This is a genomic window from Massilia pseudoviolaceinigra (assembly GCF_030846505.1).
In the GTDB taxonomy this organism is placed as follows: Bacteria; Pseudomonadota; Gammaproteobacteria; order Burkholderiales; family Burkholderiaceae_D; genus Telluria_A; species Telluria_A violaceinigra.
The window spans coordinates 217,221-230,912 of sequence record NZ_JAVCWL010000001.1 but is presented as its reverse complement, the minus strand read 5'-3'; the positions used below and the strand labels follow the sequence as shown (position 1 = coordinate 230,912).

The 13,692-nt window shown below is 63.1% G+C and carries 15 protein-coding genes; 3 read left to right on the top strand and 12 right to left on the bottom strand.

Features of this window, described 5'->3' with window-relative positions:
- Window positions 1–73: 73 nt before the first annotated feature.
- Together RBA40_RS01155 and RBA40_RS01150 are read left to right on the top strand one after the other, a co-directional pair.
- On the top strand, window positions 74–991 hold the full coding sequence (locus RBA40_RS01155; RefSeq protein ID WP_306645239.1) for a LysR family transcriptional regulator: 918 nt from the start codon (window positions 74–76) through the stop codon (window positions 989–991).
- Window positions 988–1,503 carry a hypothetical protein gene (locus RBA40_RS01150; protein ID WP_306645237.1) on the top strand — a complete coding sequence of 172 codons (516 nt, stop codon included), beginning with the start codon at window positions 988–990 and terminating at the stop codon, window positions 1,501–1,503. Before RBA40_RS01155 ends, RBA40_RS01150 begins: the two co-directional genes overlap by 4 nt.
- Window positions 1,504–1,538: 35 nt before the next feature.
- On the opposite strand, the gene RBA40_RS01145 is transcribed toward RBA40_RS01150, so the two are convergent.
- From RBA40_RS01145 to RBA40_RS01130, 4 genes are read right to left on the bottom strand one after another with little or no spacing between them, the layout of a single operon-like run.
- Complete coding sequence (locus RBA40_RS01145; protein ID WP_306645236.1) at window positions 1,539–1,859, bottom strand: hypothetical protein; 321 nt, start codon at window positions 1,857–1,859, stop codon at window positions 1,539–1,541.
- A gap of 2 nt (window positions 1,860–1,861) precedes the next feature.
- Window positions 1,862–2,170: a hypothetical protein gene (locus tag RBA40_RS01140; RefSeq protein WP_306645234.1), complete on the bottom strand. Its 309-nt coding sequence runs from the start codon at window positions 2,168–2,170 to the stop codon at window positions 1,862–1,864.
- Window positions 2,171–2,172: 2 nt separating this feature from the next.
- The gene (locus RBA40_RS01135) at window positions 2,173–3,432 is read right to left on the bottom strand and encodes an MFS transporter (RefSeq protein ID WP_306645232.1); all 1,260 of its coding nucleotides are present in this window, start codon (window positions 3,430–3,432) and stop codon (window positions 2,173–2,175) included.
- Window positions 3,416–3,880, bottom strand: a complete 465-nt coding sequence (locus RBA40_RS01130) for a MarR family winged helix-turn-helix transcriptional regulator (RefSeq protein ID WP_306645230.1) — start codon at window positions 3,878–3,880, stop codon at window positions 3,416–3,418. The genes RBA40_RS01135 and RBA40_RS01130 overlap by 17 nt, the downstream gene beginning before the upstream one ends.
- A 112-nt stretch (window positions 3,881–3,992) precedes the next feature.
- On the opposite strand from RBA40_RS01130, the gene RBA40_RS01125 reads away from it, so the two are divergent.
- On the top strand, window positions 3,993–4,658 hold the full coding sequence (locus RBA40_RS01125; RefSeq protein ID WP_306645228.1) for a PaaI family thioesterase: 666 nt from the start codon (window positions 3,993–3,995) through the stop codon (window positions 4,656–4,658).
- Window positions 4,659–5,585: 927 nt separating this feature from the next.
- Here RBA40_RS01125 and ispF read toward each other — a convergent pair.
- From ispF to nuoL, 8 genes are read right to left on the bottom strand one after another with little or no spacing between them, the layout of a single operon-like run.
- Window positions 5,586–6,101, bottom strand: a complete 516-nt coding sequence (gene ispF / locus RBA40_RS01120) for a 2-C-methyl-D-erythritol 2,4-cyclodiphosphate synthase (protein WP_306624410.1) — start codon at window positions 6,099–6,101, stop codon at window positions 5,586–5,588.
- An 18-nt stretch (window positions 6,102–6,119) separates the two neighbouring features.
- On the bottom strand, window positions 6,120–6,806 hold the full coding sequence (gene ispD, locus RBA40_RS01115) for a 2-C-methyl-D-erythritol 4-phosphate cytidylyltransferase (RefSeq protein WP_306645226.1): 687 nt from the start codon (window positions 6,804–6,806) through the stop codon (window positions 6,120–6,122).
- 8 nt (window positions 6,807–6,814) lie between these two features.
- Window positions 6,815–7,513, bottom strand: a complete 699-nt coding sequence (locus RBA40_RS01110; protein ID WP_306645224.1) for a hypothetical protein — start codon at window positions 7,511–7,513, stop codon at window positions 6,815–6,817.
- A 6-nt stretch (window positions 7,514–7,519) separates the two neighbouring features.
- On the bottom strand, window positions 7,520–8,092 hold the full coding sequence (locus RBA40_RS01105; RefSeq protein WP_306645222.1) for an NUDIX domain-containing protein: 573 nt from the start codon (window positions 8,090–8,092) through the stop codon (window positions 7,520–7,522).
- A gap of 15 nt (window positions 8,093–8,107) precedes the next feature.
- Window positions 8,108–8,431 (bottom strand): DUF2818 family protein, encoded by a 324-nt coding sequence (locus RBA40_RS01100; RefSeq protein WP_306645581.1) that lies wholly within the window; start codon window positions 8,429–8,431, stop codon window positions 8,108–8,110.
- On the bottom strand, window positions 8,431–9,948 hold the full coding sequence (gene nuoN / locus RBA40_RS01095) for an NADH-quinone oxidoreductase subunit NuoN (RefSeq protein ID WP_306645220.1): 1,518 nt from the start codon (window positions 9,946–9,948) through the stop codon (window positions 8,431–8,433). The genes RBA40_RS01100 and nuoN overlap by 1 nt, the downstream gene beginning before the upstream one ends.
- Before the next feature lie 8 nt (window positions 9,949–9,956).
- A complete protein-coding gene (locus RBA40_RS01090; RefSeq protein ID WP_306645218.1) occupies window positions 9,957–11,462 on the bottom strand; it encodes an NADH-quinone oxidoreductase subunit M in 1,506 nt (501 codons plus the stop codon).
- Between the two features lie 24 nt (window positions 11,463–11,486).
- The gene (nuoL, locus tag RBA40_RS01085; RefSeq protein WP_306645216.1) at window positions 11,487–13,670 is read right to left on the bottom strand and encodes an NADH-quinone oxidoreductase subunit L; all 2,184 of its coding nucleotides are present in this window, start codon (window positions 13,668–13,670) and stop codon (window positions 11,487–11,489) included.
- Window positions 13,671–13,692 lie beyond the last annotated feature (22 nt).

Below are 13,692 nucleotides of genomic sequence, written 5' to 3'. Positions count from 1 at the left end.
CGCCGCCGGTGGCGATTGATCGCCAACCTCGCATGGTTGATAATGGATTGATCTCAATTCCTTATCAATCCCGATGACGCCTCTCGATCAGATCGACCTGAACAGCCTGACTATCTTCGACGCCGTCGCCGAGGCGGGCAGTTTTACCGCTGCGGCGGACCGGCTGGGCGTGGCCAAGGCCAGGATCAGCGTGCAGATCGCGCGCCTGGAGCGCCAGCTGGGTGTGTCGCTATTCACCCGCACCACGCGCCAGGTGGCACCCACCGATGCCGGACGCGCGCTGCACGCGCAATGCCAGCCGCTGCTGCGCGCCCTGTCCGACGCGCTGGCGCAGGCCGGCAGCGACCAGGGCGAGCTATCCGGCATGCTGCGCATCTCCACCACGGCGCTGCAGGTGGCCCACTCCATCGGCCCGGCGCTGGTGCAGTTCATGGCGCGCCACCCGCGCATCACGGTCGACCTGCGCACCGCCGACAAGGTGGCCGACATGATCGCCGAAGGCATCGACCTGTCGTTTCGCATGGGCTGGCTGCGCGACTCGACCCAGCGCGCCATCAAGCTCGGCGAATTCACCCAGCACGTGGTGGCGGCGCCGTCGTACTTGCAGCGGCGCGGTTATCCGGCCACGCCCCAGGACCTGGCCCAGCACGACTGGGTGGCGCTGTCGCTGATGCGCACCCCGCACACCTGGACCTTCACCGGGGCCGACGGCGCCCAGACTGTGGTGCAGACGGCGTCGCGCATCCAGGTCGATTCGCCGGCCGCCTTGCTGGCGCTGATCGAGCAAGGCGCCGGAGTGACGGTAATGGAAGGGCAAACGCTGCGCGCGAGCTTCAAGGCCGGCACCGTGGTCGAACTGCTGGCGCCATGGTCGCTGCCGCGCGGTGGCATGTACGCCGTGCTGCCGCCGGGACGCCAGGCACCGGCGCGGGTACGCGCGTTCATCGACTTTTACCGGGACTATCTGCAGCGTGCCGACACTATTTCATGAGCCGCAAGCGCATTGTGCAGTATGATTTTTCTACGCATTTTTTAACCGGGATAGGCATCATGAGTAAAAAAGATGAAGTAGTGCGGGAAATGGCCGGCGTACTGCTGGAATTCATGGCGCTGACCAAGCTCGATTGGGATGCCACCTATTTCCGTTTTGCCAGTCCTGGCGGAGGGACCACCAGCTCCGAATGGCTGTATCGGAAAAACAGGGAATTGGACTATTTTCAGGGTATCGCACAACTGGAAATGACATATCAGACCACGCTGGAGAAGCTCGCCGAGAAGTTATCCGACGAGATGGTGAGCGAGGGGCGGGAGCGGCCTGTCGTCATCGTGGCCACGGTCGATAGCGAGAAAAATTACGATCTGAAGTTCGATTATAAAAACCCGTCCGCACTGGAAATTCGGCCGTTGAGCCTGGGAGCAGCAAATTCCTATTTTGGTGATGAAATCGTCATCGATAAAAACATCGAGGAATTCCAGGATCACTTGAAAGGTCTGGCATCGTAAGAAGGCAAAACCCGGCGATGCCTCGAATCGGGACCTTATAGCCAGCGGTTGACAGGTGCGTTGCGCAGGCACGCCGCCATGCGCGCTTCGTCGACGATGCCGCGCCCTGTCAGCTCCCCGCCAATCTCAAGGAAGAGCGCGTGGTCGTCCGCGCAGCCAGTGTTCGCGGACAGCAGATCGAGCGCCTGCTCCAGCACCCGCACCTGCCCCGCTCCATGCGCCGCAACGATCAGGTCGCGCATGCGCAGCTTCAGGCGGCGGTTGGCGCGCGCGCCCTCTTCCTCGCTGCCAAACTCAATGTCGTCGTAGCGACCGACATCCTCTTCGAGCGCGGCCAGTTGCTCAAGCAACTCCATCGCTAAATCCTGCCGCGCCGGAACTCGGCCAGGAATTTCTTTGCCTGCGCGGCGCTCAAAACGACCACCGGGTCGCCATGCCACGCATACAAAAACGGCGTGCCACCCAGGCGGTCGGTCAGCTTGGCCGACAGCAGGAAGCGCGTGCCGGCCGGATGCAGCGCCGGATCCGCCAGCGCGCGCGCGCACTGCACGCGCAGGCTGGGGGCAAAGGCCTGCCCCGCCATCGGGCGGATGCGCAAGGCGCCAGTGCGCGCATCTTCATACGATTCGACCGCCACGTCGCGGTAAGCCCAGGTATCGCGTGCCATGCTTATGCTTTCGCTGCCAGGGCCGGTTCGCGAACGACATGCGCTTCGCGGATCGGCAGGTTGATGAGGGCCGCGGCCAGCGCGAGCACGATGTCGGCGTACCACATCCAGGTAAAGTCGCCATAGGCCACGAACGAGAGCCCGCCGAGCCACGCGCCGAAGAAGCCGCCCACCTGGTGCGACAGCAAGGTCAGGCCGAACAGCGTGGACAGGTAGCGCATGCCGAACAGTTTGCCGACCAGGCCCGCCGTCGGCGGCACCGTCGCCAGCCACGTGAAGCCGAGCGCGCCGGCGAATACGTAGAAGGTCATGGGCGTCTTCGGCGCCAGCAGGTAGGCGATGACGATCACCGCGCGGCTAGCGTACATCAGGGCCAGCAGGGACTTCATGCGGTAGCGGGTCGACAGCGCGCCCGCTGTCAGGCTGCCGGCGATGTTGAATAAGCCGATCAGCGCAAGCGCATTGGCCGACACGCCTGCCGGCAGGCTGCACAGGGCGACCTCGCCCGGCAGGTGCGTGACCAGGAAGGCGATGTGAAAGCCGCAGGTGAAAAAGCCGGCATGCAGGCACAGGTAGCTGCGGTCGCGCAGCGCGATCTTGATCTGCGCGCCCAGGCCGATGCCGGGTGCATCAAGCGGCTTGGGCGGCGCCACGACAGCCGGATCGGCCTTCGCCAGCCCGGCGCCCTTGCGCAGCGGCCAAGCCAGGGGAATGGTGAGCAAGGTGGTCGCGGCCATGGTCAGCATCGCCGCAATCCAGCCGGCGCTGTTGATGATCGCCTGCATCAGCGGTGCGAACACGAACTGGCCGAACGAGCCGCCGGCGTTGATGAAGCCGGCCGCGAACGGACGGCGCGCGGCCGGCAAGCGCTGCGCGGTGGCGCCGATCAGGATCGAGAAGCTGCCGGCGCCCGCCCCCGCCGCCGTCAGCAAGCCCATGGTCAGCATCAAGCCCCACTGCGAGGACACGAACGGCGTCGCCGCCATGCCGGCGGCAAGCATGACGGCGCCCAGGATGATGACCTTGGCCGAGCCCCATTTGTCGGCCACGGCGCCGAACACCGGCTGCGCCGCGCCCCACACGAACTGCCCGATCGCCATGGCGAAGCTGATCGATGCCACTCCCAGCCCGGTCGAGGTGTTGATCGGCGAGAGAAACAAGCCGGTGGTCAGGCGCGCGCCCATCGTGATCATCAAAATCGCCGAGGCGGCGAGGATCAGCAGCCACGCGGCGCGCGGCGTCATCTCATTCTGGGTGGGCATGGGGCAGGTCCTCGATCAATGGCGTTAATTGGGCAAGCGTGGAGTCAAGTTGGGTGTGCAGGGCGCGCACGGCCTCGCGCCCGACCAGTTGTTCGAAGGCGCGCTGGGCGCCGCACCACACCGGGTAGGATTCGGCAAGTTTTTGCTGCCCGGCCTCGGTGATGGTGACGATGCGCTGGCGGCTGTCGGCGCCGGGGCGCGCGACGACCCAGCCGGCCTCCATCAGCGGTTTGAGGTTACGCGTGAGCGTGGTGCGTTCCATGCCGAGGCGTTCGGCCAGCTCGGCCACCGGCAGCGCCTCGCGCGCGACGTTGGCCAGCACGCTGTACTGGGTGGTCTTCAGGCCCACGGTGGCCATGTGGTGGTCGTACACGCGCGACATGGCGCGCGTGAGCTTGCGCAGCTTGAAGCAGGTACAGCCCAGCGGTTTTTCAATCGGATCGGTCATATCGTGGTGTTGCGGAAATAGGTGCAGTTACACTGATTGTTTGAAGTATATTACAAGTCACGCGCCGTGTGCGCCTCTCCCGGCTTTTTAACCATCAAGCAAAAGGATGATCATGGAACAGCAAGACAAACGCCAGCAATGGCTGGATGAGGCCGCTGCAATGCGCGCCAGACTGGCCGCGCCGGGCGTGGCGGACCGCGCCACCTTGCGTAGCAGCAGCGGCATGGAATTTTTGGAAGGCATCGGCAGCGGCGCCCTGCCCCCGGCGCCGATCGCGCACTTGATGGGGATACTGCCGATTTCGGTCGAGCCCGGCCGGACGGTATTCCAGGGAACCCCGGAGCAGGCGCACTACAATCCGAGCGGCGTGGTGCACGGCGGCTACGAGGCGACCATGCTCGACACCGCGCTCGGCTGCGCGATCCACACGATGCTCCCGGCCGGCAAGGGATACACAACCCTGGAGCTGAAGGTGAACTATCTCCGCGCGATGACCGATACGACCGGGCCGGTGCGGGCCGAGGCGACGGTGGTCAGCGTGGGGGGGCCAGGTCGGCGTGGCCGAAGCGCGCATCACCGATGCCAATGGCAAGCTGTACGCCTTTGCGACGACAACTTGCCTGGTGTTCGAGATCAGCGCTGGTTGATGATGCTGACATTGCCGCTGCCGTTTTGCAGCACGCTGGCCGTGAAGGCGTTGCCGGTTTGCGTGATGCTCGAGAAGTTGCCGGTCGTCCAGCTGAGCGCGCCATTCTGCACTGCGGTGGCGCGGTTGTAGCTGCCGGTCTGGACGATCTCCGATACGCTGCCGTTCAAGGTCGACGTCGCCGAGGCAAGGTTCTCGTTTCCGGTCTGGACGATGGTCGAGCCGTTGACCTGCCCGCTTTCATCGGCGCGGGCGACGTTGCGCTCGCCCCGTTGCACGATCGACTGGTTCACCGTGAAGGTGGTGCCGTTCTGGCGCACGTAGGCGTCGTTCATCGTGCCGGCCTGGTCGACCCGGACGAAGGAATAGGCGGCTTCGGACTGGTCGATGAGTACCTTGTTGGCGCTGCCGGCCTGCTCGACGTCCGGTCCGCCGTATCCCGAAAAGTAATGCTGCACCACGATCCGGTTATCCGCACCGCTCTGGCGCGCGCGCACCGCGAAGGTGGGAATGTCCTTCTGGTTGATGGATGTGTAGTTGGCGCTGCCGCGCTGTTCGAGGGTCAGGGTTGAACTGTTCGCATTGTCCTGCCTGAACACGGCCACATTACCCTGGCCGATCTGGAGCATGTTGTTGTCGCTGCGGTCCGTATGGTCCTGCAGGATGTTGGCGTAGTTCGCCCTGCCTTCCTGACGAACGTTCACACCCGCCACAGTGGCGATCTGGACAATGCCACTTTCACCCAAGGCCGAGTCGCCGATGACATTGTCGGTACCGATTTGCGTCACGGTAACCTGGGCATGGTCCTTGCTCTCGCGCTGCTCGACATGGCTCTTGTTGCCGCTGCCCTGCTGGCTGGTGTTGACGAATACCTGCGCCAGCGCCGGGCCGCTGGCGAACGCCAGGGCGGCGGCGAGGGCCGATAGTGCGGATTTCATGATCTTTCTCCCCATGGTTGAACTTGTTGAATCAAGCTCAAGTCTAGGGGCGCGTTTTCAGGCCCGCCTGACGGCGATCAAGGTTCCCGGTCGCCGGCCCGGCGGGCCTCGCCGCCGATGCTTACGCGGAGGCGGACTTGATCAGCAGACAGATCGCCTCGGCGGCCATGCCCTCTTCCCGCCCCAGGTAGCCCAACTTTTCGTTGGTCTTGGCCTTGACGTTGACCTGCTGGGGCGACACGCCGATGTCTTCGGCGATGCGCGAAATCATCTGCGCAATATGCGGCGCCATCTTCGGCGCCTGGGCGATGATGGTGGCGTCGATGTTGCCGATGGTATAGCCGGTGGCGACCACGCGGTGCGCCACTTCGCGCAGCAGGGTGCGCGAATCGGCGCCGGCGAACATCGGGTCGGTGTCCGGGAAATGCTTGCCGATGTCACCGAGGCCGGCCGCGCCGAGCATCGCATCGATGATCGCGTGCAGCAGGACGTCGGCGTCCGAATGGCCCAACAGGCCCATGCGGTGCGGGATTGCAACCCCGCCGATGATCAGTTTGCGGCCCTCGACGAGGGCGTGGCAGTCGTAGCCGGTTCCGACACGGAACGGCGGGGTGGGATTGTAGGATGCCAGTGCCATGGTCTCACTCATTTCAGGTTAAGGCGCGGCCAGGTACATCTCGGCGATCCGGATGTCCGCCGGCAGCGTCACTTTTAAATTACGGGGATGTCCTTCAACCAGCTTGGGCGACAAGCCCAGGGCCTCGACCGCACTGGCGTCATCGGTAATGACGCTGGCGTCGGTGGCCGCCGCCAGTGCATCGCACAGCAGCTTGTAGCGAAACATCTGCGGGGTCTGCGCCAGCCACAGGCCGTCGCGTGCGACGGTGCTGACGTGATCGCCGCCGCGCTTGACGGTGTCGACCACGGGCAAGGCCAGGAGGCCGCCGACCGGATCGTCGCCGACCGCGTCGATCAGCTTGCCGATCAGCGCGGCGTTCAATCCCGGCCGCGCCGCGTCGTGCACCAGCACCCAGTCATGTTCGTGCAGCTCGCCCTCCAGCGCCCGCAGGGCGTTGCGGACCGACTCCATGCGACTGGCGCCGCCGCAGCGCAGCACGGTGGCTGCGCCGGACGGTACAATGGCGTCGATATACGCGTCGTGCGCGCTGACCACGACGTAGGTATGGGCGATCAGGGGGCTCGACACGAAGGCGTCGAGCGTATGACGCAGCATCGGCTTGGCGCCGATGGGCAGATACTGCTTTGGACTGCTCGATGCCATGCGCGCGCCGACGCCGGCGGCGGGGATCAGGGCAATATAGCGCGGTGCGATCTGCTTCATGGCTGTCTTCATCTGTCTCGGTTAGCCGGTCTTACAAGGGACTGTACCTCACCTGCGCAAACTTTGCTCAGGCGCGCATACTCTTGCGGCGTGTCGATGGCCGCTTGTAGCGGGTCTACTTTGGCCATCTCTTTTTGTATGTACGGCGCCCAGCCGGTATTGAGTTCCTGCTGCAGCAAGGCCATGGCCTGGCCGCGCGGCGCGTACAGGGGTTTGTCGGTGAAGCGCCGTGCCAGTGCCGCGCGCACCGTTACTTCCACTTTCGGCAAATGGTCGAGATAGGTCTTGAGGTGGCGCATCTCATGCGCAAGAATCTCCTGATATGCACAAGAACCCGGGCGAAACTCGCGTCCGACGTACACCACTACCGGGCTGTACAGCAGCGAGACGGTGATCCGCGGCGCCACGCACTCGTAACCGGTGACCGGATCGATCAGCATCGGCGCCTTGAGCGAAATCGTCGAGCGCGACTCGGTGCGGGTCAACCCCAGCACAAAGGTACCGGGCGCGCCCGGCTTCATGGCGGTGAGACCGTGGAAGGACACCGTGTTATTGATGGTGTAGCCGTTCGGGGTCGAGTGCAGCACCGAAATCCCCTTGTCCATCGCGTCCTCGCACTGCGCCTGGAAGGCGCTGCGCGCCGCCCAGCTGCTGGACGAGCAGAGCATGGCAAGCGCCAAGGCGGGGACGAACGCCAGGATTTTCATGGCGGATCAAGCCGGCGGCCAGCTTCCGCCGAGGAGTTTATCGAGCCAGAAGGCGCCGATGATGGTCTTCACGTCCGTGATCTGGCCGCTGCGCACCATCTCGAGCAGCTCGGGCACGGTGGCGCTGAAGGTCTCCAGGAACTCGCCCTCGTCCAGGCGCGCCTGGCCGGCGGTGAGGCCGCGCGCGACGAACAGGTCGAGGTGCTCGTCGGAGTAAGCGATCGCGTTGTGGATGGTGCTGATGAATTGCCAGTCGCTCGCCGTATAGCCGGTTTCTTCCTGCAGCTCGCGCCTGGCGCAGGCGAGCGGCTCCTCGCCCGCATCGATTTTCCCGGCCGGGAATTCGATGAAGACGCGCCCCAGCGGATAGCGGAACTGGCGTTCGAGCAGCACCCGGCCGTCGTCCAGCAGCGGCAGGATGACGACGGCGCCCGGATGGCGGATGTATTCGCGGGTGGCGATGGCGCCGTCGGGCAGGCTGACGCGGTCGCGCGAGACCTTCAGAAAGCTGCCCTCGTAGGCCAGTTCGCCATCGATGCGGCGCTCTGTCAGATGATCCTCGTTCAGGTTCGGCTCCATGCGCTCTCCGATGAATTAGTGATGGCGCTTGCGCAGGTAGCGCATGACGAAGCCGGGGAACGCCAGCACCACGAACAGCGGCACGGTGATCATGTAGAACTCCTTGGTCTGGCTAAAGACGTTGCCGATGCGCGCTTCCAGCAGATAGGCGATGGCGCCGACGACAAAATACAGCACCACCAGTTCCAGCACGCGCCACCAGCCGCCCTTGACCGGCCCCTGGTCGGCGCTCGCGCGCCCGACCGGGAAAAAGCCGAACAGCCGTTCATTCATGAACGGCAGGTTGGCCGCCGCCAGTGCCAGGGCGATGGCCAACCAGCTCGATGCCGACACGTCCATCAGGAACCGATAGTCTTCGTCATCGCGTTCAGGCAAGCGGCCAGCAGCGGACCGGCGAACACTCCCAGCAGCACGGTCGCGATCCCGTTCATCGAGAGCACGGCGCGCATGTCGAACGGCGCCACGATCGGGGTGGTATCAAGCGGTTCGTCAAAGTACATCACCTTGACCACGCGCAGGTAGTAGAACGCGCCGATCAGCGAGAACATCACCGCCAGCACGGTCAGCCACACGGCACCGGTCGAAAGCACCGATTCGAGCACCGCGAACTTGGCCGCGAAGCCCATCATCGGCGGCACGCCGGCCAGCGAGAACAGCAGGATCGCCATGACGGCCGCGAACCACGGGCTGCGCCTGGCCAGGCCCTTGAAGTCGTTCAATTCTTCCGCTTCGAAGCCGGTACGCGCCAGCATCATGATCAGACCAAAAGTACCGAGCGTGGTCAGCACATACGTGATCGAGTAGTACATGGCGGCGCTGTAGGCCGAAGCGGCATTGCTGGCGTCGGGAATCGCGTTGGCGTCGAGCGGATTGGCGACCACGCCGGCCAGCAGGCCCAGCAGCACGAAGCCCATCTGTGCGATGGTCGAATACGCGAGCATCCGTTTCAGGTTGGTCTGGGCAATCGCGGTCAGGTTACCGATCGCCAGCGACAGCACGGCCAGCACCATGAGCATCTGCTGCCAGTCGATCGCCATCGGCAGCAAGCCTTCCACCAGCAGGCGGATGCAGATCGCGAACGCCGCCAGTTTCGGCGCGCCGCCCAGCAGCAGGGTCACCGCGGTCGGCGCGCCCTGGTACACGTCCGGCACCCACATGTGGAACGGGACGACGCCGAGCTTGAACGCCAGGCCGGCCACCAGGAACACCAGGCCGAACACCAGGATGTTCAGGTTGGCGGTGGACGATGCCGCCGCCTTCGAGATTTCATTGATGTCGAGCGAACCGGTGGCGCCGTACAGCATCGAAATACCATACAGCAGGAAGCCGGACGCCAGCGCGCCGAGAATGAAGTACTTCATCGACGCTTCGGTCGAGACGGCGTGATCGCGGCGCAGCGCAACGAGGGCGTACAGCGACAGCGACATCAGTTCCAGCCCCAGGTAAATGATCAGCATGTTGTTACCGGAGATCATGATCATCTGGCCGAGCATCGAGAACAGCGCGAGCACATAGAATTCGCCGCCCAGGTTACCGGACAACATGCCGCGTTCGGTCGCATAGGTGCGCGAATAGACCAGCGTGATGCCGATGGCCAGGTAGGTGAACAGCTTGAGCAGGTTCGCCATCGGATCCGACACGAACATGTTATGGAACGTGTAGACCGTGGTGCCGGCCGCATAGTCCGAGTAAGTCAGGGCGGCGCAGCCGACCAGTGCCGCCAGCGACAGCCAGTAGGTCAGGACGCGCTTGCCATCCTTGAGGAACATGTCGATCAGCAGGATGGCCGAAGCGGCGACCAGCAGGAAGATTTCGGCGTAAACCGGGATCAGGTTGGGATTCGTAGTCTGGATCATAGTCTTCTTTATTGCGGCAGTTTCGACACGGAGACATGCTGGAGCAGGTCCGCGACCGAGGTTTGCATCGTGTCGGTGAACGGCGCCGGGTACAGGCCCATGGCGATCACGGCGATGGCCAGGATGCCGAGCATGACGAATTCGCGCGTGTTCAGGTCCGTCAGTTCGGCGACGTGCTTGTTGGCGACAGCGCCGAAGACGACGCGCTTGACCATCCACAGCGAGTAAGCCGCGCCGAAGATCAGGGCGGTCGCCGCCAGCATGCCGATCCAGAAATTGAATTCGACGGCGCCCAGGATGACCATGAACTCGCCCACGAAGCCGGACGTCGCCGGCAGGCCGCAGTTGGCCATCGAGAACAGCACGATAAAGGCGGCAAACTTGGGCATGCGGTTGACCACCCCTCCGTAGTCGGCGATCTGGCGCGAGTGCATGCGGTCGTACAGAACGCCGATACACAGGAACATGGCGCCCGAGATGAAGCCGTGCGAGATCATTTGCACGATGCCGCCCGAAACCGACATCTGGTTGAACATGAAAAAGCCCAGGGTCACGAAACCCATGTGCGCGATCGACGAATAGGCGACCAGTTTCTTCATGTCCTTCTGGACCAGCGCCACGAGGCCGATGTAGATCACGGCGATCAGCGACAGGGTGATGATGAAGCCGCCCATGTAGTGCGATGCGTCAGGGGTGATCGGCAGCGAAAAACGCAGGAAGCCGTATGCGCCCAGTTTGAGCATGATCGCGGCCAGCACGGCCGAACCGCCCGTTGGCGCTTCGACGTGGACGTCCGGCAGCCAGGTGTGAACCGGAAACATCGGCACCTTGACGGCAAACGCCATCAGGAAGGCCAGGAAGATGAAGATCTGCTCTTTCATCGTCAGCGGCAGCTTGTGCCACGTCAGGATGTCGAAGCTGCCGCCCGAGACGTTGTACAGGTAGATGATGGCGACCAGCGTCAACAGCGAACCGAGGAAGGTGTACAGGAAGAACTTGAACGACGCGTACACGCGGTTCTCGCCACCGAACACGCCGATGATGATGAACATCGGGATCAGGGTCGCTTCGAAGAAGAAGTAGAACAGCAGGCCGTCCATGGCGCAGAACACGCCGATCATCAGGCCCGACAGGATCAGGAAGGAACCCATGTACTGGGCCACGCGCTTTTCGATCACTTCCCAGGCCGAGATCACGACGATCACGGTGATGAAGGCCGTCAGCGGCACGAACCACAGCGACAGGCCGTCGATCGCCAGCGAGTACATGATGTTGAAGCGGCCGATCCACGGCGTGCTTTCGACGAACTGCATGCCGTGAGCGGCGTTATCGAAGTGCTGGATCAGCGGCAGCGTCACCAGGAAGCTGGCGATGGAAGCGATCAGCGCCATCCACCGGGTCATGCCCGGCTTGTCGTCGCGGCCTATCGCAAGAATGGCCGCGCCAAGGACGATCGGGAGCCAGATCGCCAGGCTCAGATACGGAGGGAAGTTAGAAATCGTAGACTGCATCATGTTTTGTTGTCTTTGCGTGTCTGATTAAGCGTGCCAGAACGGGAGGAAGTACATCAGTGCGCCAAGCACGCCGATGATCATCACGAACGCGTAATGGTAGATATAGCCGGTCTGTCCGAGACGGACGATGGAGGAGAACCAGCCAACCACTTTCGCGCTTCCGTTGACGACCAGGCCATCGATCAGGCCCTTGTCGCCGATATTCCACAGGCCGTTGCCAAGCAGGCGCGCGCCACCGGCGAACACCACATCGTTGAACTTGTCCATGTAGTACTTGTTGTCCAGCAGCGTATGGACAGCCGTGAACTTGGCAAAGAACCAGGCCGGTACACGCGGATTGATCATGTAGCAGTAGTAAGCTGCGGCCACGCCGGACAGGGCCAGCCAGAACGGCGCGGTTTGCAGACCGTGGATGACCATGCCGACCGGGCCATGGAAGCCTGCGGCCAGTTCCTTCATGGCGCCGTGGTTGTCGCCGACGGTGATCACACCCTCGAAGAATTTACCGAACAGCATAGGCTCGATGGTCAGGAACCCGATGATCACCGATGGAATGGCCAGCAGGATCAGCGGCAGGGTCACCACCAGCGGCGACTCGTGCGGCTTCTGGCCCGGGGCCAGGCCGTGGTGCGCATGGTCGTCGTGCGCGGCCTCTTCGTGGTGCGCGTCGGAGTCGTGCGCGTGTGCGTGCGCATCGGCGTGCTTGGCGTCGTGCGCCGTAGCGTGCTTGGTGGCGTCCTTCTTGGCGTCCTTCTTCGCGTTCTTCTTGGCCTGCTTCGCATCGTGCTTGGCGTCGTGCGCATGATGGTCATGCGCATGCGCCTTGCCGAAGCGCTCTTCGCCATGGAACACCAGGAAGTACATGCGGAAGGAGTAGAACGCCGTGACGAACACGCCGGCCAGCACCGCAAAGTTGGCAAAGCCAGCGCCCCAGATGTGGGTCGCGTGCACCGCTTCGATGATGCTGTCCTTCGAGTAGAAACCGGAGAAGAATGGCGTTCCGATCAGCGCCAGGGAGCCGAGCAGCGCGGTGATCCAGGTGATCGGCATGTACTTGCGCAGGCCGCCCATGTTGCGGATGTCCTGGTCGTGGTGCATGCCGATGATGACCGAGCCGGCGCCGAGGAACAGCAGCGCCTTGAAGAATGCGTGGGTCATCAGGTGGAACACGGCGACCGAGTAGGCGGACGAACCGAGCGCCACCGTCATGTAGCCGAGCTGCGACAGGGTCGAGTAAGCGACCACGCGCTTGATGTCGTTCTGGATGATGCCCAAAAAGCCCATGAACAGCGCCGTGATCGAACCGATCACCAGCACGAACGACAGCGCCGTATCCGACAGCTCGAACAGCGGCGACATGCGTGCCACCATGAAGATGCCGGCGGTAACCATGGTTGCGGCGTGGATCAGTGCCGAGATCGGGGTCGGGCCTTCCATCGAATCGGGCAGCCAGACGTGCAGCGGGAACTGGGCCGATTTGCCCATCGCGCCGATGAACAGGCAGATGCAGGCAACGGTGAGCAGCATCCAGTCCGAACCCGGCAAGGTCATCAGGGCAAGCGCTTCTTTTTTGGCGAACACTTCGGTGTAATTCATGGAACCTGCGTACGCCAGCAGCAGTCCAATACCGAGGATGAAGCCGAAATCGCCGACGCGGTTGACCAGGAACGCTTTCATGTTCGCAAAGATCGCGGTCGGGCGGGTGTACCAGAAACCGATCAACAGATAGGAGACCAGGCCCACCGCTTCCCAGCCGAAGAACAGCTGCAGGAAGTTGTTGGCCATGACCAGCATCAGCATCGAGAACGTAAACAGCGAAATGTAGGCGAAGAAGCGGTTGTAGCCTTCATCTTCGGCCATGTAGCCGATGGTATAGATGTGCACCATCAGCGACACGAAGGTGACCACGCACATCATCATCGCCGACAGCGAATCGATCTGGAAGCCGACTTCCATTTTCAAGGTGCCGACGGTAATCCAGTTATAGATGGTGCCGTTGAAGCTGGCGCCGTCGAGCACGGCCATCAAGGTCTGCACCGACAGGACCAGCGCGATCAGCACGCCCAAAATCGTGACGGTATGCGACGTTTTACGGCCGACCAGGTTACCGAAGAATTTTGTTCCGAACAAGCCCGCAATCACAGCACCAGCCAGCGGCGCCAGTGGTACGGCAAGAAGGACGTTAGGGTTAAGAAGTTGCCCCGCCATGTTGAACCTTAATCGTTATGTA